Annotated in this window: 2 tRNA genes and 2 rRNA genes; all 4 read right to left on the minus strand. The window is 53.8% G+C overall.

Going from position 1 to position 3,667, the window contains the following annotated elements:
- Positions 1–29: 29 nt before the first annotated feature.
- Positions 30–144, minus strand: a 5S ribosomal RNA gene (gene rrf / locus ABLE85_RS23780).
- Positions 145–218: 74 nt separating this feature from the next.
- Positions 219–3,017: ribosomal RNA gene (locus ABLE85_RS23785) — 23S ribosomal RNA — on the minus strand.
- Between the two features lie 268 nt (positions 3,018–3,285).
- Positions 3,286–3,361 (minus strand) — tRNA-Ala (locus ABLE85_RS23790).
- A 27-nt stretch (positions 3,362–3,388) separates the two neighbouring features.
- A tRNA-Ile gene (locus ABLE85_RS23795) sits at positions 3,389–3,465 on the minus strand.
- Positions 3,466–3,667: the final 202 nt, after the last annotated feature.

A 3,667-nucleotide genomic window follows, 5' to 3' on the forward strand; every position in this document is an offset into this window, starting at 1 on the left:
TTCGGAGAAGATTTTCATGCACTTGGCAGACCTGGCAGCGACTTACTCTCCCGCGTCTTGAGACGAAGTACCATCAGCGCTGGAGCGTTTCACGGCCGAGTTCGGAATGGGATCGGGTGCAGCCGCTCCGCCATAACCACCAGGTCGGCAAAGTGCATGTTGTTCGAGAAGCTGTTTTTGTGCCGTTCATGCGTGAGCGATGAACATGGATAATGAGAACGATCAAGCCAATCGAGCTATTAGTACCGGTAAACTTCATGCGTTGCCGCACTTCCATACCCGGCCTATCAACGTGGTCGTCTTCCACGGCTCTCGGGGAATACTCGTTTTCAGGTGGGTTTCCCGCTTAGATGCCTTCAGCGGTTATCCCGTCCGTATATAGCTACCCTGCAATGCGGCTGGCGCCACAACAGGTCCACCAGAGATACGTCCATCCCGGTCCTCTCGTACTAGGGACAGATCCTGTCAATATTCCTACACCCACGGCAGATAGGGACCGAACTGTCTCACGACGTTCTGAACCCAACTCACGTACCGCTTTAAATGGCGAACAGCCATACCCTTGGGACCTGCTCCAGCCCCAGGATGCGATGAGTCGACATCGAGGTGCCAAACAACCCCGTCGATATGGACTCTTGGGGGTCATCAGCCTGTTATCCCCGGCGTACCTTTTATCCGTTGAGCGATGGCCCTTCCACACGGGACCACCGGATCACTATGACCGACTTTCGTCTCTGCTCGACTTGTCAGTCTCGCAGTCAGGCAGGCTTATGCCATTGCACTCAGCGACCGATTTCCGACCGGTCTGAGCCCACCATCGCGCGCCTCCGTTACTCTTTAGGAGGCGACCGCCCCAGTCAAACTACCCACCATACATTGTCCCGGACCCGGATGACGGGCCGCGGTTAGACATCCATGACGATAAGGGTGGTATTTCAAGGGTGGCTCCACCCGAGCTGGCGCCCGAGTTTCAAAGCCTACCACCTATCCTACACATGCCGACACGAATGCCAATGTAAAGCTATAGTAAAGGTGCACGGGGTCTTTCCGTCTAACCGCAGGAACCCCGCATCTTCACGGGGAATTCAATTTCACTGAGTCTATGCTGGAGACAGCGGGGAAGTCGTTACGCCATTCGTGCAGGTCGGAACTTACCCGACAAGGAATTTCGCTACCTTAGGACCGTTATAGTTACGGCCGCCGTTTACTGGGGCTTCGATTCAGAGCTTGCACCCCTCCTCTTAACCTTCCAGCACCGGGCAGGCGTCAGACCCTATACGTCGTCTTGCGACTTCGCAGAGCCCTGTGTTTTTGATAAACAGTCGCTACCCCCTGGTCTGTGCCACCCTCATCTACTTGCGTAAACAAGGGTCACGCTTCTTCCGAAGTTACGCGTGCAATTTGCCGAGTTCCTTCAGCATAGTTCTCTCAAGCGCCTTGGTATACTCTACCAGTCCACCAGTGTCGGTTTCGGGTACGGTCTATAAGTGGGAGCTATTTCCTGGGACCACTTCGCTGCCAGATCAATCCGATAAGACCTGACAACACACATGATCCGTCACTACCCACAGGCCCACGAATATTAACGTGGTTCCCATCGTCTACGCATGTCTGCCTCGACTTAGGGGCCGGCTAACCCTGCTCAGATTAACTTTAAGCAGGAACCCTTGGACTTTCGGCGGGGGTGTCTCTCACACCCCTTACGTTACTCATGTCAGCATTCGCACTTCCGATACCTCCACCGCTCCTCACGGATACGGCTTCATCGGCTTACGGAACGCTCCGCTACCGCTTGCAGCAAGCTGCAAACCCAAAGCTTCGGTGCATGGCTTTAGCCCCGTTACATTTTCGGCGCAAAGACCCTTATTTAGACCAGTGAGCTGTTACGCTTTCTTTAAATGATGGCTGCTTCTAAGCCAACATCCTGGTTGTTTTGGGATCCTCACATCCTTTCCCACTTAGCCATGACTTGGGGACCTTAGCTGTTGGTCAGGGTTGTTTCCCTTTCCACGACGGACGTTAGCACCCGCCGTGTGTCTGCCGACTAGTACTCCCAGGTATTCGGAGTTTGGTTAGGTTTGGTAATCCGGTGAGGACCCCTAGCCCATCCAGTGCTCTACCCCCTGGGGTATTCGGTCGACGCTCTACCTAAATAGATTTCGCGGAGAACCAGCTATTTCCGAGTTTGATTGGCCTTTCACCCCTAGCCACAAGTCATCCCGAACTATTGCAACAGTTATGGGTTCGGTCCTCCAGTAAGTGTTACCTTACCTTCAACCTGCTCATGGCTAGATCACTCGGTTTCGGGTCTAATGCGTCGAACTGAACGCCCTGTTCAGACTCGCTTTCGCTGCGCCTACACCTACCGGCTTAAGCTTGCTCGACACACTAAGTCGCTGACCCATTATACAAAAGGTACGATGTCACCATTTCAGGCTCCATCTGTTTGTAGGCAACCGGTTTCAGGTACTCTTTCACTCCCCTTGTCGGGGTGCTTTTCACCTTTCCCTCACGGTACTAGTTCGCTATCGGTCATGCACGAGTACTTAGGCTTGGAGAGTGGTCTCCCCATGTTCAGACAGGATTTCACGTGTCCCGCCTTACTCAAGGACTTTTGCTTGCATTACGCGTACGGGGCTGTCACCCATTCTTGCCCAACTTTCCAGATGGTTCCGCTTGTCTCACAAAAGCCGCTGGCCTGGTCCGCGTTCGCTCGCCACTACTTGCGGAGTCTCGGTTGATGTCCTTTCCTGCAGGTACTTAGATGTTTCAGTTCCCTGCGTTCGCCACTTATCCCTATGTATTCAGGATAAGTTACCTAATCTCGATACTTGTAAACCACAGCAGCAAGTCGCCCTGCTGCTCTGATTTTACAAGTATCTTAGGTGGGTTTCCCCATTCGGAAATCTACGGATCAAAGGGTATTCGCACCTCCCCGTAGCTTATCGCAGCGTATCACGTCCTTCATCGCCTGTGCATGCCAAGGCATCCACCAATTGCCCTTAAGACACTTGATCGTTCTCATTGCCAATGTTCATCTGGATCACTCCAAACGCCATCGGCACAAAAAGACCAGCTTCTCGAGATCAGTCCGGGAGGTGCGGTTAGGCTAGCCTCATCATATGCGGGAGATTGAGCGTCTCACCGCGACAAACCAATGCTTCCATTGGAGTCCGAACAAATCTTCTCTTTACGATGTCAAACAGAACAGGCAACGAGCTCGAAAGCCACGTCGCAAACCTTGTTGGCGAATGATCTTCTTTCCACCCTCTCGACACCAGGTAATGGTGGAGCCGGACGGGATCGAACCGACGACATCCTGCTTGCAAAGCAGGCGCTCTCCCAGCTGAGCTACGGCCCCTGATAACCTTCGTGTTGTCAAAGGAAGTGGTGGGCCTGGGAGGACTTGAACCTCCGACCTCACGCTTATCAAGCGCGCGCTCTAACCAACTGAGCTACAAGCCCTAGCAGAGCACTACTCGCTGGCGATGGCCAACCTCGAGGCAAAGCCTCGCAAGGCCGACCGGCCGTCGGCGCTCATGCGCCGCCCCCGCGGAGCGCCGCCCAAAGGGCGGAACAAGCGTGAGCGATGAACAATCATTCGCAGAAGAAAGAGAAACGAAGGCGGCAGATCCGCTCATATATAAGCGACGTCGAGAATGACTTT

Source organism: Mesorhizobium sp. KR1-2, from assembly GCF_040045035.1.
Taxonomy (GTDB): Bacteria; Pseudomonadota; Alphaproteobacteria; order Rhizobiales; family Rhizobiaceae; genus Pseudaminobacter.